This is a genomic window from Solwaraspora sp. WMMD792 (assembly GCF_029626105.1).
Taxonomy (GTDB): domain Bacteria; phylum Actinomycetota; class Actinomycetes; order Mycobacteriales; family Micromonosporaceae; genus Micromonospora_E.
Map to the genome: position 1 here is coordinate 6,747,623 of NZ_JARUBH010000009.1, position 25,698 is coordinate 6,773,320.

Here is a 25,698-nt window from a genome sequence, read left to right on the forward strand (position 1 = left end):
CCCGACCGGTCCCGTACAGCCAACCGCCCGGGGAGGGGTGTGACGACGGTGCCGCAACGGCGCACACCGAGTGGTCAGGGCCCGGCCCGCCGGCCGGGACAGCCCGGCCGGTCCGGCTCGCGCGGGCCACTGCGGCTCGCCGGCCGCGATACCGCTTCCGACGGCGGCTCCCGGGCCGACCAGCGCGGCAGAGCGTCCCGGCCGGCGGGTGCCGACCGGGTCGCTGCGCCCCGCTCCGGCGCGCCCCGCTCCGCTGCGGGCCGCTCGGGCGACCCGGGTCGCCCGGCCAGCCGGCCGGCTGCCGGCCGCCGGGTGCCCGGCGGCCCGGTCAAGCGGACCACCGCGCCGCAGCCCAACCGGTTCACCGGCCGGGCGACCGTGCTGCTGGTGGTGCTGGTCGCCCTGGCGCTGGCGTACACCTATCCGGTGCGGGTCTACCTGGCCCAGCAGTCCGACATCGCCCGCATCGAGCAGGCCCAGCAGGCCCAGCGCGAACGGATCGCCGAGCTCAACGCGCAGGCCGAGCGCTGGCAGGACCCGGACTTCATCCGGATCGAGGCGAAGCGGCGGTTCTACATGGTCTACCCGGGTGAGGTCCCGCTGCTGGTACTGCACGATCCGGACGGTGCCGCCCGCGACTCGGGCGAGCCGCTCGAGCCGGCCGGTGAGCGCGACGGCCCGGCCGGCCCGTGGTACGACACGCTCTGGTCGAGCGTGCAGGCCGCCGACGCGGAGGGCATCCCCCGGTGAGTGAAGCAGCCAATGGCGGCGACGGCACCGTGCCCGACCTGGCCACCCGCGAAGCAGCCGACGAACGCGATTTTGCGGCGGTCGCCGCGCAGCTCGGCCGGCCGCCGCGCGGCACCCGGGCGGTCGCCCACCGCTGTCCGTGTCAACTGCCCGACGTGGTCGAGACGGTGCCCCGGCTCGCCGACGGCACGCCGTTCCCGACCCTGTTCTATCTCACCTGCCCCCGGGCGACATCGGCCTGCAGTCGGCTCGAATCGGCCGGACTGATGCGTGAGTACGCCGCCGAGCTGGCCGAGGATCCCGAGTTCGCCGCCGACTACCGGGCGGCGCACGAGGACTACCTCGCCCGGCGGGAGGCGATCGGCCACGTCCCGGAGATCGCCGGAGTGTCGGCCGGCGGCATGCCGGGCCGGGTCAAGTGCCTGCACGTCCACCTGGGTCACGCGCTCGCCGTCGGCCCCGGCGTCAACCCGATCGGCGACCGGGTGCGGGAGCTGATCGGCCCCTGGTGGGCCGGCGGCCCCTGCGTACCGCCGCCGGAGTCGGACTAGGTGACCGGCGTGACGGATCCCGGATCCGACGCCGGCCTGGTCGTCCGGCGGGCCCGGACCCGCGACGTACGGGGCATCCGCCGGCTGATCGACCTGTACAGCCCCGACCGTCGGCTGCTCAGCAAGGCCACGGTCACGCTGTTCGAGGACGTCCAGGAGTTCTGGGTCGCCGAGCGGTCGGCGGACGGGGCGATCGTCGGCTGCGGCGCGCTGCACGTGATGTGGGAGGACCTGGCGGAGATCCGTACCGTCGCGGTCGACCCGCAGTGCCGGGGCCGGCGGATCGGGCACCGGATCGTGACGGAGCTGCTCGCCGTCGCCCGTCAGCTGGGCGTGGCCCGGGTGTTCGTGCTCACCTTCGAGACCAGGTTCTTCGCCAGCTTCGGCTTCGTCGAGATCGACGGGGCCCCGGTGCCGGCCCAGGTCTACGAGCAGCTGCTGCGTTCGTACGACGAGGGCGTCGCCGAGTTCCTCGGGTTGGAGCGGGTCAAGCCGAACACGCTCGGCAACACCCGGATGCTGCTGCACCTGCGCTGACGTGCTGCTGCACCTGCGCTGACGTGCGACGCACCCGCGCCCGACGGCGTCGGCCGCCGGCCCGGCAGCGGCTGCGCACCCGGTACGGTGTCCGGTGTGGCGACGCGGGTGGCGGGCATCGACTGTGGCACCAACGCGGTTCGGTTGCTGATCGCGGACCTGCCGGACCCGTGGCAGCCGGCAGAATCCGGGACCGGCCCGGTCACGGGGGCCGGCCCGGTCACGGAGGCCGGCTCGCCGGTCGGGTCGGTCGCCGCGCCGCTGACCGACGTGGTCCGTCGGATGGAGATCGTCCGGCTCGGGGAAGGCGTCGACCGGACCCGCCGGCTCGCCTCGGCGGCCATCGAACGGACCCGGCAGGCCCTCACCGGGTACGCCGCCGAGCTGGCCGCGCACGGCGTCGAGCGGGTGCGGATGTGCGCCACCTCGGCCAGCCGCGACGCCGACAACGCCGACGAGTTCGTGGCGATGGTGCAGGCCACCCTCGGAGTGACCCCGGAGGTGGTGACCGGCGACGAGGAGGCCCGGCTCACCTTCGCCGGGGCGGTCGGTGGGCTGGCCGCCACCGCGCCGGCACCGTACCTGGTGGTGGACATCGGCGGCGGGTCGAGCGAGTTCGTCGTCGGCACCGACACGGTGCACCGGGCGGTGTCGGTGGACGTCGGCTGCGTACGGATGACCGAGCGGCACCTGCGTGCCGATCCGCCGACCGCCGCCCAGATCGCCGCCGCCGAACGCGACATCGCGGCGGCGGTCGACCGGGCGCTGTCGGTGGTGACGGGGCCGGACCGGTCCGGCCCGCCGCCGACGCTGGTCGGGCTCGCCGGGTCGGTGACCACGGTGGCCGGGATCGCGCTGCGGCTGGACAGCTACCGGGCGGACCGGCTGCACCACGCCCGGATCAGCTACGACCAGGTGGCCGAGGTGACCGCCGACCTGCTGGCCATGCCGGTCGGGCAGCGGCTGCGGATCCCGGTGATGCACCCGGGCCGGGCCGACGTGATCGCCGCCGGCGCCCTGGTGCTGCGGATCGTCATGGAACGCGCCGACGTGTCGTCGGTGGTGGCCAGTGAGCACGACATCCTGGACGGGATCTGCCTGAGCTTGCGGTGACCGGCAGACGTACCGCAGCTCACCAAGAGGCGTACGCCACCCTCCGCGCGCCTTCCCCGGCCCCACGGCGCGTGTCAGGCTACCCGGACACGTGCCCCACTGCGCGCCAGCCAACGATGACTGACCGACAGGAGGACCCCCATGGGCGAGATGGTGAGCTACCGCAGCAACGGCGGGACCAGCGAGGGATACCTGGCCCTGCCACCGGCACCCGGGGAGGGCGGCGCGGCGGGCGCCGCACCTGCGGTCATCGTGATCCAGGAATGGTGGGGGCTGGTGCCGCACATCACCGCGGTCGCCGACCGGCTTGCCGAGGCGGGGTTCGTGGCCCTCGCTCCCGACCTCTACCACGGCGTACAGGCGACCGAGCCGGACGACGCCCGCCGGCTGCTGATGGGCCTGGCGATGGACCAGGCGGCCAAGGACATCGCCGGCGCCGCCGAGTACCTCGCCGGTCGGGCCGAGTCGGCGGGCGACACCGTCGGTACGGTCGGCTTCTGCGCCGGCGGCAGCCTGGCGCTCTGGTCGGCCACGCTGACCGGGCGGATCGTCGCCACCGCCGGGTTCTACCCGGCGCTGCCGTGGGAGCGGATGCGTCCCGACTGGGCGGGCTACGCCGGCAAGTCGGCGATGATCCACTGCTCGGAGCAGGACGGCACCTCCGCCGCCGACGGGATCCAGCAGGCCAAGGGCTACATCGAGGCGGCCGGCGGGGGTTGCGTGGTCTACGACTACCCTGGCACCCGGCACGCGTTCTTCAATGACGACCGGCCGGAGTCGTACGACGACGACGCGTCGACGCGTGCCTGGGCGCGGACCTTGGAGATGTTCCGGACCCGACTCGGCTGACGCCACGGCCGGCCGGTCTCGGTCTCGCGGTGCGTCGTCCGCTGGCCGACCGACGTCGGAAGGAGCCGTGGTGACCGGTACCGCAGCCGACATGACCAGCGCGGCCGACGTGACCAGCACGGCGGCGCGGGTACCGGACCTGCCGGCACTGGACCACGCGATAGCCGGCTGCCGGGCCTGCCCCAACCTGGTGGCCTGGCGGGAAGAGGTCGCCGCGACGAAGCGGGCGGCGTTTCGTGACCAGACCTACTGGGGCCGTCCGGTCCCCGGCTTCGGGCCGCCGGACGCCCGGATCGCGATCCTCGGGCTGGCGCCGGCGGCGCACGGCGGCAACCGCACCGGTCGGGTCTTCACCGGCGACCGCTCCGGCGACGTGCTGTTCGCCGCCCTGCACCGCGCCGGGCTGGCCAACCAGCCGACCAGCGTCGCCGTCGATGACGGTCTGCGGCTGTCGGACACCCGGGTGGTGGCCGCTGTCCGCTGCGCCCCGCCGGCGAACCGGCCCACCCCGGCCGAACGGGACACCTGTGCGCCCTGGCTGCACCGGGAGATCGCCCTGCTGAGACCGACGCTGCGGGTGGTGGTCGCGCTCGGCGCGTTCGCCTGGGCCGCGTGGTGGCCGGCGATGACCCGGGTGTACGGGCGACGACCGCCCACACCCCGGCCGGTGTTCGGCCATGGGGCACACTGGTCGGGCGGCGGGGCGGTGCCCGACGTGCTGGGCTGCTACCACGTCAGCCAGCAGAACACGTTCACCGGACGGCTCACTCCCGCCATGCTCGACGAGGTGTTCACCGAGGTGAATCGCCTGGCGGGGCGGATTTGATCGGGCCGAGACGACCACTGGAGGACTCGAGGGGGCACCCGCCGGCAATGGATTCCGCGGCTATCCGCAGGCTGTGGCCACTCGCCGCCGTCGCCGTACTGCTCGCGCTGACCGCGGTCGCGGCGGCGAACTCCACCCTGCCGGTCGGTCGCACCGACGCCACCGTCGAACGGGACATTCCCGCGCTGCCGGACTACCAGCAGCCGCAGACGGCACCGACGTACCAGCCGCCGCCGGACGACTTCGCCGCCGCCGACCAGCAGCAGCTTCCGTCCTGGGTTCCGCTGCTCGCCGGGGCGCTGTGCGGCCTCACCGTGCTGGTCGTCGCCGGCTTGCTGCTGTGGACCCTGCTGCGTGACGTGGTGCGGCGCCGACCCCGGTCGACCCCGGTCGGTATCCGTCGCCGGAGCACCGCAGGGCCCGGCCCGGCCAGCACCGCCGAAGTGGTCGCCGCCGTCGACGCCGGCCTGGTCGAGCTCTCCGCCGCCGACGCCGACCCGCGCCGGGCGGTGATCGCCTGCTGGGTACGGCTGGAGCAGGCCGCCGCCGCGGCCGGCACCCCCCGCCAGATCGGCGACACCCCGACCGACCTGGTCACCCGGCTGCTCGCCGGGCACGAGATCAGCGCCGAGGTGCTGTCGGCGTTCGCGGGCGTCTACCGCGAGGCCCGCTACGCCCGGCACGACGTCGACGAACGGACCCGGGAGCAGGCGCGGTGGGCGCTGCGCCGGCTGCGTACCGAGCTGACCGCCGCAGTCGGCCCCGGCGAAGGCGAAGGCGGGCCGGCCGGTGAGTGACCCGCAGACCAGCATCGACGACCTGCTCTACCACGACGAGGAGGCGCCGCCCCGGGAGCGTCGCGCACCCGGCCGGGTCCGGTCCTGGCTGACGGCGCTGGCGCTGGCCGCCGCCGGCACCGCTGCCGTCCTGCTCGGGCTGCGGCTGTTCGGCCTGACGGTGCCGGTCGAGGCGGTCTTCGCCGGCTGCCTCGCGCTGGTGGTGCTGCGCCGCACCGTACGGTCGGTCGCCGCGCCGCCCCCGGTCAAGCTGCGCCGGGTCGGCTCCGACCCGGAGGACGGCAGCTACGTCTTCGGCAGCGAGGACGGCCTGCGGGAGGCGGTCGGCCGGTGGGAGCGCCGGCTGCGGGCCGGTCAGGGCGACGCGGGCCGGTTCGCCGAGGTGACCCTGCCGGCGCTCGGCGAGCTGGTCGACGAGCGGCTACGGCACCGGTACGGGCTGACCCGGGCCACCGACCCACAACGGGCCCGGGAGATCTGCGGGGACGAACTGTGGAACTTCCTGAACACCCCGGCCCGGCGTAAGCCGTCGGCCAAGGACTGCGCGGTGTTCGTCAGCCAATTGGAGATGATATGAACGACGTGGTGGCAGCCCCGACCACCGAGGTCAGCCGGCTCGCGCACGCCGTACTGGACTCGGTCGGCACCGTGCTGGTCGGCAAGCGGGACGCGCTGGAGCTGGTCCTCGCCGGCATCCTCGCCGGCGGGCACGTGCTGCTGGAGGACCTGCCCGGGCTGGGTAAGACGCTGACCGCCCGGTCGTTCGCCCAGGCGTTGGGGCTGGACTTCCGTCGGCTGCAGTTCACCCCCGACCTGCTGCCGGCCGACGTCACCGGTTCGTTCCTCTACGACCAGCGCAGCGCCGACTTCACTTTCCGGGCCGGTCCACTGTTCACCAATCTGCTGCTCGCCGACGAGATCAACCGGACACCGCCGAAGACCCAGTCGGCGCTGCTGGAGGCGATGCAGGAGAAGCAGGTGTCGGTCGAGGGGGTCACCTACCGGCTTGAGGCGCCGTTCCACGTGCTGGCCACCGCCAACCCGATCGAGTACGAGGGAACCTACCCGCTGCCCGAGGCGCAACTCGACCGGTTCCTGCTGCGGGTGTCGTTCGGCTACCCCAGCCACGAGGAGGAGTGGGAGGTGCTGCGTCGGCGCATCTCCCGCCGCCAGGAGGAGACCGAACTGGCCGCCGTGGTCGACGCCGCCGGGCTGCGGGCCATGCAGGCGGCGCTGGAGAACGTGGTGGTCGAGGACTCCATCGGCCGGTACATCGTGGCCCTCACCGCGGCCACCCGGGAACACCCGTCGGTCCTGGTCGGAGCGTCGCCCCGGGGTTCGCTCGCGCTGCTGCTGCTGGCCCGGGCCAAGGCGGTGCTCGCCGGCCGGGACTTCGTCGTGCCGGAGGACGTCAAGGAGGTCGCCGCCCCCGTACTGGCACACCGGATCACCCTGCGGCCGGAGATGTGGCTGCGCCGGGTGGATCCGTCCTTCGTGGTCGGCGAGGTGCTGGCGCAGACCCCGGCCCCGGCCAGCGGCGCGCTGCCCAGCTACGGCGGCGGGTTCGGCCCACCGGGCAACGCGGCGGCCGGCCGCCGCGCGGCACCGTGACCGGCGGCGGCGTGTCATGACCGCCACGCAATGGCAGCCGACCCGGGCGCTGGGCCGGGCGGTGCTGATCACCGGCCTGCTGCTGATCACCGGGGTGATCCTCGGTCGGGTCGATCTGGTCGCCCTGGCCACCCCGTTCGCGCTGGGCACCGCGTACGCGCTGCGCCGCCGGCCGGCCGCCGCACCGGTGCTGGACCTCGGGGCGGTCGACGCCAACCTCGTCGAGGGCGGCCAGGTCGGTGCCCGGGCCGCCGCCGCCAACCCGGCCGACGCCGACTACGACCTGGTGGTGGTACGCGCGTTGGTGTCGCCGTGGCTGCGCATCGACGAGGTCGGGGTGCTGGCGCCGATCTCGATCGACGGCGGTCGTTCCGGTAGTGGACGGGACGCGGAACCGGGCGACCCGTCCGCCGACCCGCCTGCCGGTGGTGGCCAACTGCTGGTACTCGAACGGTTGGCGGCGGCGGCCCGTCCCCGGCCCAGTGGTGGAGTGCCGGACCGCCCGTTCGGCCTGGCGGTGCCGACCGGCTCGGCGGCCGGTTTCGAACTGTCCGGGGTGGCGCTGCGCTGGGGCCGGCAGCCGGTCGGGCCGGTCGCCGCGCGGGCGATCGCCTGCGACGGGCTGCTGTCCTGCCGGCCGGTGGTCGCCGAACCGGTCCGGGTGCCGGTCTACCCGGTGATCGACCCGTTCAACGCCGACGAGGCGATGCCCCGCGCCGCCGGGCTGGTCGGCGGGCACCGCTCCCGCCGGCCGGGGGAGGGCGGTGAACTGGCCGGGGTGCGCATCTTCGGCCCCGGCGACCGGCTGCGCCGCATCGACTGGCGGGTGTCGCTGCGGGCCCGACAGCTGCACGTCGCCGCGACCCTGTCCGACCGCGACGCCGAGGTGGTGCTGCTGCTCGACGTCCTCACCGAGGTCGGCCGCTCCGGTGGGGTGTCCGGCGGTGCGTCGGTGCTGGACACCACGGTCCGGGCGGCGGCCGCGATCGCGGAACACTACCTGCACCGCGGTGACCGGGTGTCGATGCTGGAGTACGGCCCGACGGCCCGCCGGCTCCGTCCGGCCACCGGCCGTCGGCAGTACCTGACGGTCCTGGAGTGGCTGCTCGACGTCGAGGTGCGGCCCACCCCGTACGAACCGTACGACCAGGTCTTCGGCCCGCAGCTGCTCTCCTCGGACGCGCTGGTCGTGGTGCTGACCCCACTGGTGGACCCGCGTTCGGCGGAGATGCTGGCCCGGATGGCCCGGTCGGGGCGGATCGTCGTCGCCGTCGACACGCTGCCCACCACGGTGGCGCCGCCGCCCCGGCAGGGCCAGTGGACCGAGGTGGCGTACCGGCTGTGGCGGCTGGACCGGGAGAACACCGTCGGACAGTTGCGTGAACACGGCGTACCGGTGGTGAACTGGGCCGGGGCTGGAAGCCTCGACCAGGTGCTGCGGGACGTGGCCCGGCTGGCGTCGGCGCCGAAGGCGGTGCTGCGATGATCACCGCGATCCGGGACCGGGTGGCGGCGGTGCGCACCGGATTCACCCGGGTCACCCTCGCGCCGGTGCTGCTGCGGGGCGTGGTGGCGGTCACCGCGCTGCTCGCGTTCGGGCTCGCGTACCCGGCCGAAGTCTTCCTCGGCCGGGCCGGCCCAGCGCTGCTCGCCGTCGCGCTGCTGCCGGCGTTGGCGCCGCGCGGGCACGCGCCGACGGTGACGATCCTGGTCGGGATCGGCGGCTGGGTGCTCGCCACCACCTGGTACGGGACCCCGGTGCAGCTGTGGCGGCTGTTGGCGGTCGGCGCGCTGCTGTACCTGACCCACAGTCTCGCCGCGCTGGCCGCCGCCGTGCCGTACGACGTGGTGCTGGCCCCCGAGGTCGTGGTGCGCTGGTCGACCCGGGTGGCGGCGGTGCTGCTCGCCTCGGCGGTGCTGGTGGTGCTGCTGATCACCGCCGCCGGCCGGACCGCCGGTCAGCCTTTCCTGCTCGCGGTGCTGGCCGGCTTGGCGGTGGCGGTCGGCGCGGTCGCCCTGCTCGCCGCCCTGGGCCGGCGCCGCTGACCGTCCGGCGTCGGCGTGGTCGGCCGGCGTGCGGCGGCTCACACGGGCGTGCTCGGTCACATATCTGGCTTTCGAGGCGGCGTCAAGAGGCAACCGGGAGGAAGATGGGGTGCGTGAACAGGCAACGGATCCTTGTCGTCGGTGCCGGGCATGTCGGTCTCTACGCCGCCCTGCGCCTGTCCCGCAAGATGCGTCGGGGCGAGGTCGAGGTGATCGTGGTCGACCCGCAGCCGCACATGACCTACCAGCCGTTCCTGCCGGAGGCGTCGGCGGGCAACATCTCACCCCGGCACTCCGTCGTGCCGCTGCGCCGGGAGCTGCGCCGCTGCCACGTGATCGCCGGGGCGGTGACCAGGATCGAGCACGCCCGCAAGGTCGCGGAGGTGCAACCTATCGTCGGGCCGCCCCGGGAGATCAGCTACGACCATGTGATCGTCGCCCCCGGTTCGGTGTCCCGCACCCTGCCGATCCCCGGTCTGCGCGAGCACGGCATCGGGTTCAAGACCATCGGCGAGGCGATCTACCTGCGCAACCACGTCCTGGAACGGCTTGATGTGGCGGCGGCCACCGCCGACGAACAGGTCCGCCGGACCGCGTTGACGTTCGTCTTCGTCGGCGGCGGCTACGCCGGTATCGAGGCGCTGGCCGAGATGGAGGACATGGCCCGGGACGCGCTGCGCTACTACCCCGAGCTGAAGCCGACGGACATGCGCTGGGTGCTTGTCGAGGCGACCCAGCGGGTGCTGCCCGAGGTCGACCGGGACATGGGCGCCTACACGGTGCAGCAGCTGGTCAAGCGGGGGATGGACATCCGGTTGGACACCCGGCTGGAGTCCTGCGTCGACGGGCTGGTGCGGCTCTCCGACGGCGACAGCTTCCCGGCCGACACGATCGTCTGGACCGCCGGGGTGAAGCCGTCGCCGATGCTCGACGCCACCGATCTGCCCCGCGACGAGCGGCGGCGGATCAGCTGCCGGCCGACGCTGCAGGTCGTCGACGGCGACCGGACGGTCGACGGCGCGTGGAGCGCCGGTGACTGCGCCGCGGTGCCGGACCTGACCGGCCCGCCCGGGGCGTACTGCTCGCCGAGCGCCCAGCACGCGGTGCGCCAGGCCCGGACGATGGCCGACAACATCCTGGCGGTGGTCCGTGGGCAGCAGCCGGTCGAGTACCGCCACAAGCACGCCGGCAGTGTGGCCAGCCTCGGCCTGCACAAGGGCGTCGCCCAGGTGTACGGGATCAAGATGACCGGGCTGCCGGCCTGGTTCATGCACCGTACGTACCACATGAGCCGGATCCCGTCGCTGAACCGCAAGGTGCGGGTGATCGTCGACTGGACGCTCGCGCTGGTGCTCAAGCGTGAGGTGGTGGCGCTCGGGCAGCTGCACGACCCGCGCGAGGAGTTCCTCGGGGCGACCCCGCAGCTCGACCAGCCAGGTGCCGCGCCGGCCCGGGTCAGCTGACCGGCCAGGTCCAGGCGTCGGCCACCCGCTGGCCCGGCCCGAGCAGGTCCTCGGTGGTCTGCCGCAGCTCGGCAGCGTGCGGGGTGTCGTCCACCAGCACCACGCAGTCGGCACCCCAACGGGTCAGGTCACGACGGGCCCGGGCGCGTTCCTCGTCGGTGATCTCCGGCACCTCGCCGGTCCGGGCCACCTCGGCGAGGATCTTCGACGTCGGCAGCTTGAACGTGCCCATCGAGGCGTCGCCCCCCGGGGCGTACGGGCCGATGAAGAACCCTTCCGGCATGCCGAAGTCGACCGTGGTCGCGGTGGCCCAGGCCATCGGCCACGGCTGCGGCGGGGTGGCCGGCGGCACCGGCACCAGCACGCCGCCGGACGGTACGCAGCTCCGCCAGTGACCGCCGGCGATGAACTCCGGCAACTGGTCGCGGTCCATCGCCGGCAGCGGGGCCGGCACGACCGGGATCAGCGCCACTGCGACTGCGGCTGGGACGGCCAGCCGGGCCGGTCGCCAGCCGAGCCGCAACGCCCGGTCGACGGCGAGGGTCAGGATGACGGCGATCAGCGGGATCACCGCGAGGGCGAACCGCATCGGCAGCGCGCCGTCCACCACCGGCATCCCGTCGAGCAGGGCGTACGGCCCCGGGACGTCGGACTTGGCGCCGTCGACGACGATCCGTGGGCCGAGTGAGAGACCCGCCATCAGCAGCGTCCCGGCGGCGCAGGCGACGACCACCGGCCGCCGGATCAACCAGGCGGTGGCGGCGGCCGTGACCAGCACCAGCGGCCAGCCGAGGAAGGTGTTGTACTCGGCCGGTCCGGTGGTCAGCTCGGCGGCGGCCGCCGAACCGGCCACCGACAGCTCGGACACCGCCGGCCAGCTGGCCAGATCGGCCGAGAAGTACGCCGGGTCGAACACGCCGTCGGAGACGCTCTGCGGCCCGGCGAACTGGAACCACAGCGGATACCCGAGCAGCACCACGCCGACGGCCACGGCGACCAGCATCCCGGCGACGAAGTTCGGCAGGATCCGCCACGCGTACCGGGGTCTGGTCGCGGCGAACGCCGCCGCCATGATGATCAGCGTGACCGCGGTGAGGAAGAGTACCTCCTCGCCGACGAACACCTGGACCGCGACGACCACCCCGAGCCAGCCGCCGGAGGTGACGATCCGGCGGCGGTCGGGCCGGCCGGCCGGCCCGAGGATCCGCCCGTCGGGTGTCGAGCCGGTCGGGTCGGCGGCCCGCATGATCCGGATGAGCAGCCACATCATGACCGGGATCAGCCACAGCGCGGTCATGTGCAGGTGGCTGTTGCTCTGCGAGACCATCCCGGGGGCGAACCCGCAGAACGCGCCGCCGGTCGCGGCGGCCAGCCGGTGCGCGCCGAGGGGCCGGGAGAACAGGAAGTAGAACGCGATCGCGCTGGCGGCCAGGTTGCCGGCGACCAGCAGCGCGAAGCTCACCGGGGCGCCGAAGAGCACGGTGACCGGGGCCATCAGGAAGCCGAGCGCGATGACCGTCGTGTTGGCCATCAGATTCACCCCGTCGGGGGCGTTCAACCGGTCACTGAGCAGGCCGAAGTCGCCGAACAGCAGCCGCGCGTCGCTGGCCAGGAACCACTCGTACAGGGTCTGGTCCTCCGGGTTGAAGGCCAGCAGGTGGGCACCGGGTGCGGGCCAGAGCCGGTGGGTCAGCACGCCGGCGAACAGGACGAAGAACAGGCACACCACGGCGTCCACCCGGTGTCCGCGAGCCGCCGCGGCGATCCGGGACCACCGGGAGCCAGCCGTCGAGGGTCCGCCGGGCCGGGGCGGAACGGGGCCGGTGTCCTGCGCTGCGGTTGCTGAGCGGCTCACGGTTCGCACCCTAGTGCCGTGGGCCGGCCGGGCTGCGTCCGGCTGGGCGCGACCCGCTACCGTGACATCTGCCGTCGCGTACCAACGCGTGGCGTGTCGGCGATCGGTCCGACCGGGCGCAGCCCGGCCGACCCGCCGGCCCGGGTGGTGGAATGGCAGACACGGCTGCCTTAAAAGCGGCTGCTGAAAAGCGTGCGGGTTCGATTCCCGCCCCGGGTACCTCGCGGTGTCCCCTGGCGCCCCCCTGGTGCCGTTCGAGGCCCAGTGCCACCGGCCGGAGTCCGCCCGTTCCACCGGACCCAGTCCGCCGGTGACCGGCGGTCCTGCACAGCGTCGATCGAGCCGTCTACCCTTGACCTCACACCATCGTGTGACAACCCCCTGAGGGAGGCTGGACAGTGAAGACATCCAACCCGGTCCTGGCCCGGCTCGGCCAGGCGGCCGAGCGGGAGCGGGCCACCGGGTACGCCCCTGCCGGTCCCTACGGGCAGCCCGGCACCGGGCAGCCATATCCGACGCAGGCCGGTTACCCGGCCGCGCCACCCACCGTCGCGCCGATGACGGTCGACGACGTCGTCGTCAAGACCGTCACCCTGCTCGGCATCACCGGGCTGTCGGCGGCGGCGGCCTGGATCCTGGTCCCCGACTCGCTGCTGTTCGGCGCCTGGATCGGCGCCGCGATCGTCGGTCTGGTACTGGGGCTGGTCATCTCGTTCTCCCGGGTCGCGAACCCGGCGCTGGTGGTCACCTACGCCGTCGTCGAGGGTGTCTTCGTCGGCCTGGTCAGCAAGTTCTTCGAGGTGGTCGCCGGCTATCAGGGCATCGTCCTGCAGGCGGTGGTAGCCACCTTCGGCGTCTTCTTCCTGATGGCCGCCCTCTACAAGATGAAGGTCATCCGGGCCACTCCGAAGTTCACCCGTGGCCTGATCGCCGCGATGGTCGGTGTCTTCGCGGTCATGATGATCAACCTGGTGTTGTCGCTCTTCGGCGTCGACACCGGGCTGCGTAGCGGCGGTCCGGTCGCCATCATCTTCAGCCTCATCTGCATCGTGGTCGCCTCGCTGAGCTTCGTGTTGAGCTTCCACGAGGTCGAGGAGGGCGTCCGGCTCGGCCTGCCGCAGCGCTACTCCTGGACTGCGGCGTTCGGCATCCTGGTCAGCCTGATCTGGCTCTACATCGAGATCCTGCGCCTGCTCAGCTTCTTGCAGGGCGACGACTGACCGTCCGTCCGCGCCGCGCCGCACTGTCGGCGCGGCGCGGCTGTCGTCCGCCGGCACTAGACTGCGGCGGTGGCCGCAGCGCACCTGACCCGCCTGGTCGACCTCCTGGTCCGGCAGGTGGCCCACTGGGAACAGCCCCGATGGGCGGCGGGTGACGGCCACCGAGCGGACGAGTTCCATGACCTGGTGCAGTACCTTGCCGACTTGGGCGCGGCCGCCGAAGGGCGGCCCGGCCGGCAGGTACCCCGGCTGAGCCGGGACACCGCGCTGCCCGACCAGTTGCGGGTGGTCGCCGCCGACCTGATCCGGGCGGCACCCGACCCCGCGGTGCTCGAATCGGCGGCGGTTGCCGCGCAGCGGCTGCGCGGCCGGCTCGAAACGCTCTGACCCGCCACCGGGGCCACCGGCAACGGCCCCGTCGGCCGCCGACCGGCCCGGGCCGGTGCGGTCAGTGGTACGCGGTGGGTCAGCGGTGCGGGGCGGTGTTCGCCGCCGCGAGTACCGCCGGAAGCAGCGCGTGCGCCCAGATCCGGTACCCGTCGGCCGACGGGTGGTAGCCGTCATGGCAGTAGGTGTTGGGGTCGGCACGGAACACCGCCCCGGTCTCGCCGGCCAGGTCGACCACCCTGGCGCCGGCGTCCCGGCCGGCGCGGGCCTGGGCCCGGGCGGTCCGTCGCCCGAGCAGCCCGGCGAGCTGACGCAGCGGCGGCGCGATCGCCCGGGCGGCGCCGAGATCCGGGCAGGTGCCGACCACCACCTCGGTCCCGGCGCCACGTAGCCGACGTACCGCTGCGGCGAGATGAACCGCCGACTCGCCGGGCCGACGCAGCGCGGCCGCGTCGTTGGTGCCGATCAGAACGACCGCGACGTCCGGTCGTTCGCCCAGCAGCGCCCGGGCGACCTGGGTGGCCAGGTCCCGTGAGCGGGAACCGGCCACACCGACGCTGGACAGCAGGACCCGACGCCCGGTGACCGCCGAACCGCCCTCGTGCTCGGCGAGTAGCCGGGCCAACTGGCCGCCGACCGTGTCGGCCACCCGGTCCACTCCCACTCCGAGGGTCACCGAGTCGCCGAGCAGCACCAGCCGCAGCGGCGCGCCGCCGGCCGGACCGAGCGCCACCCGTACGGCCAGGCCCAGCTCCGGCTGGGCGTACCGGCGGTGACGGGCCAGCACCGCCTCCCCGACCAGCAGCGCGGCGCTGCCCACCGCGCCGGCGACGACCGCGGCGGCGGTGACCTGGCCCATCCGTACAGCGATGTTTCTCGACGTCACGGCGGTCACCTTCCGTCGGTACGGTTGCGGTCGCGCACGGCTCAGTCCTGCGGTCCGGCGGTGGACAGGCCCACCCGCTGATCGGAGGATACGGCCGACTTGCGGTGGTCGCCGTCCCGATCGCCGCCCGGCGGACCGAACAACCAGTTGAGCGCGGCGGTCTGCCAGGATCGGCCGGCGAACCTCGGCCGACGTCGCAGCCGGGCCCAGCGGCCGGCCGGACCGCGTTCCCGGCCGGCCACCCGGGTGCCGCGGACCTCGGTGCCGGCGTGGCGGACGGCCTCGTGCGCGGCCTGGGGCAGCGTCCGCACCTTCTCCCGGCCGGCGACGCCACCACGCGAGGCGGTGCTGGCACCGAGCGCGCCGAGTGCCGCCGGCAGCAGGACGGCGGCGGCCATGGCGTACCCCTCTGCCGAGGGGTGGAACCGGTCCCAGGAGTAGAGCCGGCCTGGTTCGGCGGCGAACCGTGGACCGAGCAGGTCGCCGAGGGAGACCGTCCAACCGCCGGCCTCGACCACCGCGACGGTCTGCGCCGCGGCGAGTTGTCGGCTCCACCGACGGGCCAGCCAACGTAGCGGCGGTTTGATCGGCTTGATCGCGCCCAGATCCGGGCAGGTGCCGACGACCACCTCGGCCCCGGCCGCGCGCAGTTGCCGTACCGCGTCGACGAGGTGCCCGACCGCGACCTCGGGCGGGGTGCGGTGGGTGACGTCGTTGCCGCCGATCAGGATGACCGCGAGGTCCGGCCGCAGCTCCAGCGCCGCCTCCACCTGCGGGACCAGGCCGACCGACCGGGCACCCACCACCGCCAGCCGGTGCAGCCGGACCGGTCGCCGCTGCCGGCGGGAGATGCCGGTGGCCAGCAGCGCGCCGGGGGTCTCCCGGGGGCGGTGCACGCCGTAGCCGGCGGCCGACGAGTCGCCGAGCACCACCAGGGTCAGCGGCGGTCCGGGCAGCCGGGAACCGTACACCCCGTCGCCGCGTGGCGGCGGCGCCTCGGCCAGCGGGATGATCCGCCGGGCCTGCTTGGCCTGCCCGTAGAGGGTGCCGGCGGTGGCCACCGCGGCCGCTGCGGCGGCACCTGCTCCGAACGCCGCCAGCCGGACGGCCCGCGTAGCCACGGTCCAGTCGGTCGGACGTGTCCCCGCGCCACCCGTGCCCATCGCGCCCCCCGACTGCGATCCGCTGCTGCCGTCGTGCTAGGTCCTTCGAGATTATCTCGGCCCGCGGTACCGGGCTCAGCCCGATTCTGGCCGGGGTCCACCGGCCTGGGGACGCGTGTCCGGCGACAGTTGCCGATCCCGGGCATCATGGAGGGCAGGGCACCACGGGTCGACGACCGGAGTACGGTCGGCGGCCGGTGGGCACACATACATCCGGCAGGCCCGGTGACGAGGAGGTGGCCGCGATGGCCAGGACACTCAAGCGGGCGGCGGCGTTCGCGGCGCTGGGGCGGGCGCTGACCGCAGGCGCCCGCGGTGGTCCCTCACTGGGGCGGCGGCTGGCGGCGCTGCCCCGGATGATCCGGGCCACGATGCGCGGCGAGTACGACGGCGGCCTGCGGCTGGCGTTGATGACCGCGGCCGTGGCCTACGTCGCGTCCCCGTTCGACCTGGTGCCGGAGGCGATGCTGCTGATGCTCGGCATCGTCGACGACGCGCTCGTGGTGACCTGGCTCGCTGGCAGCGTGCTCGCCGAGACCGAACGCTTCCTGGACTGGGAGGCCCGGCGCGAGTCGGTGGTGCCCGGTCAGGTGGTCGGCTGACCGGCCGTGCACCAGTAGGCTGACCCCGACATACTCCACCGCCGGCAGCGGGCTGTTGTCGGCTGACGACCTCAACCCGACGATGGCGCCTCGCCGGCGTCAGCAGAAGGGCACAACGAGGTGCGTTACCACGACAGCGTTGTCGATCTCATCGGCGACACCCCGCTGGTGCGGCTGCGCAACGTCACCGCGGGGATCTCCGCGACGGTGCTGGCCAAGGTCGAGTACTTCAACCCGGGCGGCTCGGTGAAGGACCGGATCGCGCTGCGGATGGTCGAGGCCGCCGAACAGGCCGGGCTGCTCCGTCCCGGTGGCACGATCGTCGAGCCGACCAGTGGAAACACCGGCGTCGGTCTGGCGCTGGTCGCGCAGCTGCGCGGCTATTCGTGTGTCTTCGTCTGCCCCGACAAGGTCAGCGAGGACAAGCAGAACGTGCTCCGGGCGTACGGTGCCGAGGTGGTCGTCTGCCCGACGGCGGTCGCGCCGGAGGACCCCCGCTCGTACTACCAGGTGTCCGACCGACTGGCGGCGGAGATCCCCGGCGCGTGGAAGCCGGACCAGTACGCGAACCCGGCGAATCCGCAGTCGCACTACGAGGCCACCGGGCCGGAGCTGTGGACACAGACCGAGGGACGGATCACCCATTTCGTCGCCGGGGTGGGCACCGGCGGGACGATCTCCGGGGTGGGCCGCTACCTGAAGGAGGTGTCCGGCGGCGCGGTGCGGGTGGTCGGCGCCGACCCGGAAGGCTCGGTCTACTCCGGCGGTTCAGGGCGGCCGTACCTGGTCGAAGGGGTGGGGGAGGACTTCTGGCCGCAGACCTACGACCGGTCGGTCTGTGACGAGATCGTGGAGGTCTCCGACCAGGAATCGTTCGAGTTGACCCGCCGGCTGGCCCGGGAGGAAGGGTTGCTGGTCGGTGGCTCGTGCGGGATGGCCGTCGCGGCGGCGCTGCGGGTGGCCCGCCGGGCCGGGCCGGACGACGTGGTGGTGGTGCTGCTGCCGGACGGCGGACGCGGCTACCTGTCGAAGATCTTCAACGACGAGTGGATGGCCCGGTACGGGTTCCTGGGGGTCGAGGCGGCTGAACCAACCGTCGGTGACGTGCTGGCGGCGAAGCCGGGCGGCCTGCCGGAGCTGGTGCACGTGCACCCGACCGAGACGATCCGCGACGCGGTCGACTACATGCGCGAGTACGGCATCTCGCAGCTGCCGGTGCTCAAGGCGGAGCCGCCGGTGGTGACCGGCGAGGTGGCCGGGTCGATCGCCGAACGGGATCTGCTGGACGCGCTGTTCAGCGGCAAGGCGCAGCTGCACGACACGATCGAGCGGCACATGGCGCAGCCGCTGCCCATGGTGGGCGGTGGCCAGCCGGTACGCGAGGCGGTGGCGCTGCTGGCCGGCACCGACGCCGCTCTGGTGCTGGTCGACGGCAAACCACGTGGGGTGATCACCCGTCAGGACCTGCTGGCACACCTGGGAAAGTCCGGCCGATAGTCGCACAGTGTGTCCGGTTGATCGCTGGTAGCTGGGGTTGACTAGGGCCATGGAAGCGCTGCCCCGGCACGGTTCGCCACCGGGGCAGGCGACCATGGTGCTTCACCACCGCGGTGACCCTGGGCGCCCGCCAGCATCCCGGGGTCCCGCACTGTTGCCCGCCCACGCCGATCAACCGGCACGCCTCCGCCGGTTGAGCGCCTTCGGCCAGGCGTTTTCCCCCGGTTAGGGCGGGCAGTGCCGGGCGAGAGTGCGGGGCTGGACGGAACCCCCGCAGCAGCGGTCCCGTACTCTCGCCCGGCCGTCAAGCCCTGTGCGGCGGCGCGGCGGTCAGACCTGTGACGCTCAGACCTGTGGCGCTCAGCCCTGTGCGGCGGTCGGTGTCGCCGGCTCAGCTGCGGCGACCGTGAGGTCGAGCGCGTAGCGCAACTGCGGAGTCGGCACCGGCCCGAGCCAGCCGTCCCGGCCGACCCCGTCCGGGCGCCAGCCGCCCGCTTCGTAGAAGTCTCGGGCCCGGTGGTTGGCCGCGTACACCCAGAGCACCGCGCGACGGCACCGGCGCTCGCGCATCGTGCCGAGCGCGTCGCGGATCAACGCCCGGCCGACGCCGCGGCCCTGGTGCCCGGGATCGACGTGGATCGCGTACAGCTCACCGGTGGCCGGCTCGCCGTCCTCGTGTGGCCCGACGTAGGTGAACCCGATCAGCCGCCCCTGGTGTTCGGCGACCGTCAGCCGGTGCGTGTCACGTTCGTGGCTCCACCGCTCGACCCACCACCGCGCCGCGGCGTCCGCCCCGTAGGTGTCCAGCGCGGCATCCGGCACCATGCCCTGGTACGCGCTGCGCCGGGACCGGTGGTGCAGGTGACCGACCGAGGCGATGTCGTCGAGGATGGCCGTGCGCAGGGTGACCGCCACCCGGCCGAGCCTACCGGCATGAAACGACCCCCGGGGCTTCCGCGTCTTCGACGCGGGCCGGCTGGACTGGGCCGGCACCCCGGGGGTCGGGTGGCTGTCGTGGATTCGCCGCACCGCTGCCACACGGTCTCGACGATCGGAGCTGTCAAGGACAGCGGCTAGCGGGCAGCCACCTCACGAGTCCTATAGCTATACAACGCTGGACCACCTCCTTTCCCGTGTACGGCCACGCTAGCCGGCGGCTACGGCCGCCGGCAACGATTTTTGTCGCAGACCGGGGTGCCGGCGTGGACCGCCTGGCCGGGGTGCCGGCGTGGACCGCTCGGTCGGGGTGCCGGCGTCGACCGTCGGCGCGGCTCGCGGGCCAGTCCGGTCGGTGGAACCGGCGGCCGGTCGCACCCGGCTGGCCCACCACCCGAAGGTGACGAATAGTTACTTTGCCCTTACTTTGAGTGGTTAATGACAATGATTGATTAAGGTCTTAGTCTCGTCTGGCCTCGGGTATCGCGCCACTGGAGATCGGATGAAGTCTGCTCGGACTTGTCCAGCACGGCTGACATCTGCCATCGTCTTTGCCGGATGGTGTACCTACCCCTAGAACGTTGGTGTACATGGTGGCCTGTCGCTGGCATGCTGGTCGATGGGCCGCGAGGTCGGCGGGCCGTTACGCCGAGTCGGTGGAGGTTCGGTCCAACGCGTCCACGCGCCATCCCCGCGGCCTCTGACCAATAGCGTCACGGGCAGTCGAAGGTCAGGAAAAGCGCGTTGGGTTTTCAGCAGGTCTTCAATACAGGTGGGCAGGCGGAATATGAGCGATACGGGTGAGACCCTGAGGAAGGCCCGGGAATCCGCTGGTGTCAGCCTGGCGAAAATGGCCGCGCTGAGCCACTTCAGCAAGGGTCATCTGTCGAACGTCGAGGCGGGGCGGCGGACAGCGACGGCCGACGTGGTGACCGCCTACGAGCAGGTCTTGGGGGACCATATGCAACGTCGGGGCCTGATCACCGGGCTCGCCGCCGCGGTGGTGGCACCGGCCGCCGTCTCCGAGTTGATCCACCGCGGCTTCACTGCGGCGCTCGGCGACCCGGCGGCCGAGGAACAGTGGCAGGAGCGGGCCGGCAATCTCGGGCGCGACTACATGTCCGTCGGAGCCGGTGAGCTGCAGGACCGGCTCGCCAGCGACCTCGTCGTGCTGCAGCAGCAACTCGGGTCCCCGGTGATGTGGGGACTGGCCGCCCGCTTCCTCAGCGTCTACGGCAAGACCACCGGGGAGGCGCAGGAGGCCGTCCGGTGGTACCGGTTGGCCGCGGTCAGCGCGGACCGCAGCGGCGACCGGAGCGTGCGGGTCTGGGTCCGGGGCCGCGCCGCGCTCGCCCTCGGCTACGAGGGTGCCGCCCTCGCGGTCGCGCAGGACCTGGCCGACCAGGCCCTCACGTTGACCGACCGACCGTCGCTCGGGCGGCTCAACGCGTTGATGGCCAAGGCGCACGTCGCTGGCGTCCGTGGCGACCGTACCGCCGCGCTGGCGCATCTGGACGCGGCCCGCCGGGTCTTCGACCAGACCTGCTCCGCCGAGCAGATCTCCGACTTCGCCGTGCCCGAGTGGCGGATGGCGACCTTCACCAGCATGCTGCTCGCCCGCCTCGGCGACCCGGCTGCGGTCGACGCCCAGGAGTGGGCGGACCGGACCCGGCCGGCCAGCCTGGCCCGGTTCGCCACCCACATCGAGCTGCACCGTGGGCTGATGCTGGTCAAGTCGGGTGACCGCGTCGAAGGGCTGCGGTACGCCCGGTCGGCGCTGGCGAGTCTGCCATCGGCCAAGCACAGCCAGTCGCTGCGGTTGATGCTGCGGGAGGTGGAGCGGGCCGCCGCCTGATCGGCGACGGCCAGCTTCCAGGTCGGTATCGGCGACGGGCCGGTTCCGGGTCAGTCGGCGCTGCGCGCGACGCCCACCGGGCAGGTCATCCCGTTCGGCCCGTGGTTGCAGTAGCCGCCCGGATTCTTGTGCAGGTACTGCTGGTGGTAGCCCTCGGCGTAGTAGTACTCGCCGAGCGGCCGGATCTCCGTGGTGATCCCGTCCCGGCCGGCCGCGGCCACCACCGGAGCGAACGCGGCCCGGGACTCGGCGGCCTCGGTCGCCTGCTCGGCATCGGTGGTGTAGATCGTCGACCGGTACTGCGTACCGACGTCGTTGCCCTGGCGCATGCCCTGCGTCGGGTCGTGGTTCTCCCAGAACACCTTCAGCAGGTCGGCGTAGCCGATCCGGGCCGGGTCGTAAACCACCTGGACGACCTCGGCGTGCCCCGTCCCGCCGGAGCACACCTCCTCGTACGTGGGGTTCGGCGTCTCGCCGCCGGCGTACCCGACCGAGGTCGACACGACCCCGGGCAGTCGCCAGAACAGCCGTTCGGCCCCCCAGAAGCAGCCCATCCCGAAGACCGCCACCCGGGTACCGGCCGGCCACGGGCCGGTCAGCGGCGTACCGAGCACCGCGTGCCGGTCCGCCACCGGCATCGGCCGGTCCCGGCCGGGCAGGGCCTGCCCCGGTTCGGGCAGATTCGCTTTCATCGGTCGCAGGAACACCGTGCGACTCCTCTCGTTCGTGGCCTCTCGGACAACACCGGTGGGGGCCAGCTCGTTCCCGCCGGGGTACCCGCAGGTCGGGCGGGCATCCGTCCCACCGGCGGTGGCGCTCGGACCGATGGCCTAGCCTCGTGCCATGACATACGGGTTCGACACGGTCGCCATCCACGCCGGGCAGGAGCCGGAGGCTCGGACCGGAGCGGTCGTGCCGCCGATCTACCAGACCAGCACGTACGCCCAGGACGAGGTGGGCGCGCCCCGGGCCGGGTACGAGTACAGCCGGTCGGCCAACCCGACCCGGGACGCACTGCAGGAATGCCTGGCCGCGATCGAGGGGGGCCGGGTCGGGCTCGCCTTCGCCAGTGGTCTGGCGGCTGAGGACACGCTGCTGCGTACCGTCTGCCGGCCCGGCGACCACGTGATCATTCCGGACGACGCGTACGGCGGCACGTTCCGCCTGTTCGCCAAGGTCGCCGAGCGTTGGGGACTGGCCTGGACCGCCGCGCGGATCTCCGACGTCGACGCGGTCCGGGCAGCGGTACAACCCGGTCGTACCCGGATGATCTGGGCGGAAACCCCGACGAACCCGCTGCTCGGCATCGCCGACATCGCCGGGCTGGCCGCCCTGGCCCGTGACGTCGCGGCGCGGCTCGTGGTGGACAACACCTTCGCCTCGCCGTACCTGCAGCAGCCGCTGGCGCTCGGCGCCGACGTGGTGGTCCACTCCACCACCAAATATCTCGGTGGACACTCCGACGTGGTCGGCGGCGCGCTGGTCACCGACGATCCGGAGCTCGGCGCCGAGCTGGCCTTCCACCAGAACGCCATGGGCGCGGTCAACGGACCCTTCGACGCCTGGCTCACCCTGCGCGGGATCAAGACCCTGGGCGTACGGATGGAACGGCACTGCGACAACGCCGAGCGGATCGTCGAATTCCTCGACCACCACCCGGCGGTACGCCAGGTGCTCTATCCCGGACACCGCGACCACCCCGGCCACGAGACAGCGGCCAAGCAGATGCGCCGGTTCGGTGGGATGGTCTCGTTCCGGGCAGCCGGCGGTGCGGCGGAAGCGGTGCGGATCTGCAACCGGGCCCGACTGTTCGTACTCGCCGAATCGCTCGGCGGGGTCGAATCGTTGATCGAACATCCTGGACGGATGACCCACGCGAGCGCCGCCGGCTCGCCTCTTGAAGTCCCCGGCGATCTCGTGCGACTGTCTGTCGGAATCGAAACCGTGGACGACCTGCTGGCCGACCTGGATCAGGCGCTCGGCTGAGGATCCGTCGGCGAGATCCGACGGGCGGGCCCACTCCGGGCCGGCCCGACACCCGGGCGGGTCCGGCGACGGGTCCGCACAGCGACGCGAACCGCGTACCGGCTGCCTGGAGGTGCCGTGCACGACATCGTACCGACCTGGGTCGGGACCACCGCCCGGCAGATCGCCCGGGCCGTACGCCGGGGTGACACCTCGGCGACCCGGGTCGTTGCCGACCATCTCGACCACATCGCCCGGGCCGACCCGGAGCTGTCCGCCTTCCGAGCGGTCCGTGGCGGCGAGGCCATCGTCGAAGCGGAGAAGGTCGACGAGCAGGAGGACCTGGCGAACCTGCCGCTGGCCGGGGTGCCGGTGGCGATCAAGGAGAACACCCCGGTCGCCGGGCTGCCGACCTGGCGCGGATCGGCCGCCGCGCGGACCCCGGTCGCCGAACACGACCACGAGATCGTCCGCCGGATGCGCGGTGCCGGCGCGGTCGTCGTCGGGGTCACCCGGATGCCGGAGCTCGGGCTCTGGGCGACCACCGACGACGCCACGGCGACCAGCCGCAACCCCTGGCAGCTGTCGCGTACCCCGGGCGGTTCCTCTGGTGGCGCGGCGGCTGCGGTGGCCAGCGGCATGGTGCCGATCGCACACGGCAACGACGGATTCGGCTCGATCCGGATCCCGGCTGCCTGCTGCGGCCTGCTCGGGCTCAAACCGGGCCGCGACGTGGTTCCGCGACAGCTCGGCACCGAGGACTGGTTCGGCCTCACCGAGCACGGCATCCTGACGACCTGCGTGGCGGACGCCGCGACCGGCTTCGCGGTGCTCGCTGGCCGGCGACCGGAGAAACTGGTCCAGCCGGGCCGGCTGCGGGTGGCGGTCTCGCTCACCTCGCCGGTGGCCGGGCTGCGGGCAGATGCGGCCAACCGGGACGCGGTGGCGGCGACGTCGCGCCGGCTCACCGAGGCCGGGCACGACGTGGTCGGCACCGAGCTGCCCTATCCGGCCTCGCTGGGGCTGCGGGGACTGTCCACCTGGTTCGCCGCCGCGGCCGAGGACGCCGCCGCCGGCCGGGCCGGCGGCCGGGAACTGCAACCACGGACCCGTCGGCACGTCGCGCTCGGCCGGTGGGCACAACGGCGCGGGTACGTCCGGGAAGCCGACCGCACCGCCTGGCGGGACCGGATGACCGGGTTCTTCACCGACCAGCGCGCCGACGTGCTGCTGACGCCGGCGCTGGCCGGTACCCCGCCGGCCGCGACCAGCTGGGCGCGCCGGTCCTGGACGGCGAACATGTGGAGCTGTGTTCGGTACGCCCCGTACGCCGCGCCGTGGAACATGGCCGGACTGCCCGCGTTGGTGGCGCCGGCCGGGCTGCGCCCGGACGGCTTGCCGGTCGGGGTCCAGCTGGTCGGGCCGCCCGGCTCGGAGCTGCTGCTGCTCGCGGTGGCCGGCCAGCTGGAGATGATGGCATCGTGGCCCCGGCACGCCCCGTCGTGGCCGAGAGTGGACAGCCCGGTATGACGGAACTGGTCGGACTGCCGGACGTCCTCGCCGCCCGGGACGTCCTGGCGGACGTGGTACGGGTGACTCCGCTGGAGCCGTCCCGCCCGTTGACCGCCCTGCTCGGCGGGCCGGTCTGGTTGAAGTGCGAGAACCTGCAGCGGGCTGGCTCCTACAAGGTACGCGGCGCGTACCTGCGGATCTCCCGGCTGACCGAGCAGCAGCGCCGGCGCGGGGTGGTCGCGGCCAGCGCCGGCAACCACGCCCAGGGCGTGGCGCTCGCCGCCGGGCTGCTGGACATCGGCGCGACGGTGTTCATGCCGACCGGCGCTCCGTTGCCGAAGGTCACCGCGACCAGAGGGTACGGTGCCGAGGTCGAGTTCGCCGGCACCACCGTGGACGAGGCGCTGGACGCGGCCCGGGAGTTCGCCGACCGGACCGGTGCGGTGCTGATCCACCCGTTCGACCATCCGGACGTCATCGCCGGTCAGGGCACCGTGGCGCTGGAGATCCTGGAGCAGTGCCCGGAGGTCACCACCATCGTCACTTCGGTGGGTGGCGGTGGGTTGATCTCCGGAATCGCGGTGGCGGTCAAGGCACTGCGCCCGGACGTACGGGTGATCGGCGTGCAGGCGGACCGCGCGGCCGCGTACCCGCCGTCGCTGGCCGCCGGTGCCCCGGTGCGGTTGGCCGACTACCGTACGATCGCCGACGGCATCGCCGTGGGACGCCCCGGTGACCTGACGTTCGCGCACGTCAGCAAGTTGGTCGACGAGATCGTGACGGTCTCCGAGGAGGACCTGTCGCGGGCGCTGCTGATGCTGCTGGAGCGGGGCAAGCAGGTGGTCGAACCGGCCGGCTCGGCCGCGGTGGCGGCGCTGTTGTCCGGCGCGGTGCGGCCGGCCACCCCGACGGTCGCGGTGCTCTCCGGCGGCAACATCGACCCGTTGCTGCTGTTGCGGGTGATCGAGTACGGCCTGGCCGCCGCCGGCCGGTACCTGCGGTTCACCGTACGGTGCGGCGACCGGCCCGGTGAGCTGGCCGCGCTGCTGGCGCTGATCGCCGAGCAGCGGGCGAACGTGGTCGACGTCGATCATCAGCGGCGCAACCCGCATCTGCGGTTGGGTGAGGTCCAGGTCGGCCTGTCGGTAGAGACCCGCGGCCCGGAGCACTCGACCGAGCTGGTCGAGGTGCTCCGTGATCGCGGCTACCAGGTGGCGTTCGCCGCCGCTGACTGACCCGCCCTCGCTGACTGGCCCACCGCTGCTGACGGACCCACC

25 protein-coding genes and 1 tRNA gene are annotated in these 25,698 nt (G+C 73.3%); 21 read left to right on the forward strand and 5 right to left on the reverse strand.

What is annotated here, in order from left to right; all coding sequences use genetic code 11:
• Positions 1 to 48: 48 nt before the first annotated feature.
• The 12 genes from O7629_RS31415 to O7629_RS31470 all read left to right on the forward strand — a co-directional run bounded on the left by O7629_RS31415 (position 49) and on the right by O7629_RS31470 (position 10,543).
• Positions 49 to 750 carry a septum formation initiator family protein gene (locus O7629_RS31415; protein WP_278174769.1) on the forward strand — a complete coding sequence of 234 codons (702 nt, stop codon included), beginning with the start codon at positions 49 to 51 and terminating at the stop codon, positions 748 to 750.
• A 29-nt stretch (positions 751 to 779) separates the two neighbouring features.
• Complete coding sequence (locus tag O7629_RS31420; protein ID WP_278174770.1) at positions 780 to 1,301, forward strand: DUF501 domain-containing protein; 522 nt, start codon at positions 780 to 782, stop codon at positions 1,299 to 1,301.
• A gap of 9 nt (positions 1,302 to 1,310) precedes the next feature.
• Positions 1,311 to 1,838, forward strand: a complete 528-nt coding sequence (locus O7629_RS31425; protein ID WP_278173880.1) for an amino-acid N-acetyltransferase — start codon at positions 1,311 to 1,313, stop codon at positions 1,836 to 1,838.
• Positions 1,839 to 1,946: 108 nt separating this feature from the next.
• Complete coding sequence (locus tag O7629_RS31430; protein WP_278174772.1) at positions 1,947 to 2,951, forward strand: Ppx/GppA phosphatase family protein; 1,005 nt, start codon at positions 1,947 to 1,949, stop codon at positions 2,949 to 2,951.
• A 141-nt stretch (positions 2,952 to 3,092) separates the two neighbouring features.
• Positions 3,093 to 3,800 (forward strand): dienelactone hydrolase family protein, encoded by a 708-nt coding sequence (locus O7629_RS31435; RefSeq protein ID WP_278173881.1) that lies wholly within the window; start codon positions 3,093 to 3,095, stop codon positions 3,798 to 3,800.
• A gap of 91 nt (positions 3,801 to 3,891) precedes the next feature.
• Positions 3,892 to 4,626, forward strand: coding sequence for a uracil-DNA glycosylase (locus O7629_RS31440; protein WP_278174774.1), 735 nt, complete (start codon positions 3,892 to 3,894; stop codon positions 4,624 to 4,626).
• A gap of 47 nt (positions 4,627 to 4,673) precedes the next feature.
• A complete protein-coding gene (locus tag O7629_RS31445) occupies positions 4,674 to 5,423 on the forward strand; it encodes a DUF4129 domain-containing protein (protein WP_278173882.1) in 750 nt (249 codons plus the stop codon).
• Positions 5,416 to 6,000 carry a hypothetical protein gene (locus O7629_RS31450; RefSeq protein ID WP_278173883.1) on the forward strand — a complete coding sequence of 195 codons (585 nt, stop codon included), beginning with the start codon at positions 5,416 to 5,418 and terminating at the stop codon, positions 5,998 to 6,000. The genes O7629_RS31445 and O7629_RS31450 overlap by 8 nt, the downstream gene beginning before the upstream one ends.
• Positions 5,997 to 7,034, forward strand: coding sequence for a MoxR family ATPase (locus O7629_RS31455; RefSeq protein WP_278173884.1), 1,038 nt, complete (start codon positions 5,997 to 5,999; stop codon positions 7,032 to 7,034). Before O7629_RS31450 ends, O7629_RS31455 begins: the two co-directional genes overlap by 4 nt.
• Positions 7,035 to 7,050: 16 nt before the next feature.
• Positions 7,051 to 8,520: a DUF58 domain-containing protein gene (locus O7629_RS31460; RefSeq protein ID WP_278173885.1), complete on the forward strand. Its 1,470-nt coding sequence runs from the start codon at positions 7,051 to 7,053 to the stop codon at positions 8,518 to 8,520.
• Positions 8,517 to 9,080, forward strand: a complete 564-nt coding sequence (locus tag O7629_RS31465; protein ID WP_278173886.1) for a hypothetical protein — start codon at positions 8,517 to 8,519, stop codon at positions 9,078 to 9,080. Before O7629_RS31460 ends, O7629_RS31465 begins: the two co-directional genes overlap by 4 nt.
• Before the next feature lie 113 nt (positions 9,081 to 9,193).
• The gene (locus O7629_RS31470) at positions 9,194 to 10,543 is read left to right on the forward strand and encodes an NAD(P)/FAD-dependent oxidoreductase (protein WP_278173887.1); all 1,350 of its coding nucleotides are present in this window, start codon (positions 9,194 to 9,196) and stop codon (positions 10,541 to 10,543) included.
• Here the strand turns inward: O7629_RS31470 and O7629_RS31475 are convergent.
• Positions 10,536 to 12,398, reverse strand: coding sequence for a hypothetical protein (locus tag O7629_RS31475; protein WP_278173888.1), 1,863 nt, complete (start codon positions 12,396 to 12,398; stop codon positions 10,536 to 10,538). The genes O7629_RS31470 and O7629_RS31475 overlap by 8 nt on opposite strands.
• Before the next feature lie 138 nt (positions 12,399 to 12,536).
• Here O7629_RS31475 and O7629_RS31480 point away from each other — a divergent pair.
• The 3 genes from O7629_RS31480 to O7629_RS31490 all read left to right on the forward strand — a co-directional run bounded on the left by O7629_RS31480 (position 12,537) and on the right by O7629_RS31490 (position 14,005).
• Positions 12,537 to 12,617 (forward strand) — tRNA-Leu (locus tag O7629_RS31480).
• 179 nt (positions 12,618 to 12,796) lie between these two features.
• Positions 12,797 to 13,618, forward strand: coding sequence for a Bax inhibitor-1/YccA family protein (locus O7629_RS31485; RefSeq protein WP_278173889.1), 822 nt, complete (start codon positions 12,797 to 12,799; stop codon positions 13,616 to 13,618).
• Positions 13,619 to 13,687: 69 nt separating this feature from the next.
• A complete protein-coding gene (locus O7629_RS31490; RefSeq protein WP_278173890.1) occupies positions 13,688 to 14,005 on the forward strand; it encodes a hypothetical protein in 318 nt (105 codons plus the stop codon).
• A gap of 79 nt (positions 14,006 to 14,084) precedes the next feature.
• Here O7629_RS31490 and O7629_RS31495 read toward each other — a convergent pair whose 3' ends face one another.
• Positions 14,085 to 14,864: an SGNH/GDSL hydrolase family protein gene (locus O7629_RS31495; protein ID WP_278174776.1), complete on the reverse strand. Its 780-nt coding sequence runs from the start codon at positions 14,862 to 14,864 to the stop codon at positions 14,085 to 14,087.
• Between the two features lie 68 nt (positions 14,865 to 14,932).
• Positions 14,933 to 16,012, reverse strand: coding sequence for an SGNH/GDSL hydrolase family protein (locus O7629_RS31500; protein WP_347403706.1), 1,080 nt, complete (start codon positions 16,010 to 16,012; stop codon positions 14,933 to 14,935).
• Between the two features lie 287 nt (positions 16,013 to 16,299).
• Between O7629_RS31500 and O7629_RS31505 the strand changes: the two genes are divergently transcribed.
• Both O7629_RS31505 and O7629_RS31510 read left to right on the forward strand, forming a co-directional pair.
• Positions 16,300 to 16,656 carry a YkvA family protein gene (locus O7629_RS31505; protein WP_278173891.1) on the forward strand — a complete coding sequence of 119 codons (357 nt, stop codon included), beginning with the start codon at positions 16,300 to 16,302 and terminating at the stop codon, positions 16,654 to 16,656.
• Positions 16,657 to 16,776: 120 nt separating this feature from the next.
• Positions 16,777 to 18,153, forward strand: coding sequence for a cystathionine beta-synthase (locus O7629_RS31510; protein WP_278173892.1), 1,377 nt, complete (start codon positions 16,777 to 16,779; stop codon positions 18,151 to 18,153).
• A gap of 360 nt (positions 18,154 to 18,513) precedes the next feature.
• On the opposite strand, the gene O7629_RS31515 is transcribed toward O7629_RS31510, so the two are convergent.
• Complete coding sequence (locus O7629_RS31515) at positions 18,514 to 19,068, reverse strand: GNAT family N-acetyltransferase (RefSeq protein WP_278173893.1); 555 nt, start codon at positions 19,066 to 19,068, stop codon at positions 18,514 to 18,516.
• Positions 19,069 to 19,876: 808 nt separating this feature from the next.
• On the opposite strand from O7629_RS31515, the gene O7629_RS31520 reads away from it, so the two are divergent.
• Positions 19,877 to 20,944: a helix-turn-helix transcriptional regulator gene (locus O7629_RS31520; RefSeq protein WP_278173894.1), complete on the forward strand. Its 1,068-nt coding sequence runs from the start codon at positions 19,877 to 19,879 to the stop codon at positions 20,942 to 20,944.
• A 50-nt stretch (positions 20,945 to 20,994) separates the two neighbouring features.
• Here the strand turns inward: O7629_RS31520 and msrA are convergent, their stop codons facing one another.
• Positions 20,995 to 21,651 (reverse strand): peptide-methionine (S)-S-oxide reductase MsrA, encoded by a 657-nt coding sequence (gene msrA, locus O7629_RS31525; protein ID WP_278173895.1) that lies wholly within the window; start codon positions 21,649 to 21,651, stop codon positions 20,995 to 20,997.
• 136 nt (positions 21,652 to 21,787) lie between these two features.
• On the opposite strand from msrA, the gene O7629_RS31530 reads away from it, so the two are divergent.
• The 3 genes from O7629_RS31530 to ilvA all read left to right on the forward strand — a co-directional run bounded on the left by O7629_RS31530 (position 21,788) and on the right by ilvA (position 25,656).
• The gene (locus tag O7629_RS31530; protein WP_278173896.1) at positions 21,788 to 22,930 is read left to right on the forward strand and encodes a cystathionine gamma-synthase; all 1,143 of its coding nucleotides are present in this window, start codon (positions 21,788 to 21,790) and stop codon (positions 22,928 to 22,930) included.
• A 117-nt stretch (positions 22,931 to 23,047) separates the two neighbouring features.
• Positions 23,048 to 24,439 (forward strand): amidase family protein, encoded by a 1,392-nt coding sequence (locus O7629_RS31535; protein WP_278173897.1) that lies wholly within the window; start codon positions 23,048 to 23,050, stop codon positions 24,437 to 24,439.
• Positions 24,436 to 25,656, forward strand: a complete 1,221-nt coding sequence (gene ilvA / locus O7629_RS31540; RefSeq protein ID WP_278173898.1) for a threonine ammonia-lyase — start codon at positions 24,436 to 24,438, stop codon at positions 25,654 to 25,656. The genes O7629_RS31535 and ilvA overlap by 4 nt, the downstream gene beginning before the upstream one ends.
• Positions 25,657 to 25,698 lie beyond the last annotated feature (42 nt).